Genomic DNA, 415 nt, shown 5'->3' on the forward strand with positions numbered 1-415 from the left:
GTATTACATTTAAAAAAGCAACAATCTTTTCTTCTGTGTTTTCTACCGTGATGATAGTTTGATTTTTCAATTCATCCCATATAAATATACCTTGCGAAAACACGATTTCTTCGCGCTCTGTTTCTTTAAGCCACTCGTCAGATACAGATTTAAGTTTTTGAAGCAAACCATCTTTAATGGGACCATTATAGATCTTTGTATGAAATCCCTGATCCGATACTTTTTTAAGCGCATTCCTGATAGATTTTCGGCTTCCCCCTTCCAAAGAAAAAGTAGTCAGATCAACCACGCCCTCTTGTCCTAGAAAAAGTCGCTTTTTTCCCAAAGAAACAAAATCGTCCAGGCTTTCTTCCGACACCCTGTAATAAAGGCTTTTCATCCCGCTTTCGATGCAATATCTGTCGAACGATTTGAT

Annotated in this window: 1 protein-coding gene; it reads right to left on the reverse strand. The window is 37.6% G+C overall.

Annotation, left to right across the window (positions count from 1 at the left end):
- Positions 1 to 379 (reverse strand): phosphatidylglycerol lysyltransferase domain-containing protein (locus tag AC1DG9_RS27790; RefSeq protein WP_477635802.1); only part of this gene is annotated, 379 nt, incomplete at its 3' end.
- Between the last annotated feature and the right edge of the window lie 36 nt (positions 380 to 415).

The organism is Pedobacter sp. 05L430 (assembly GCF_056397585.1).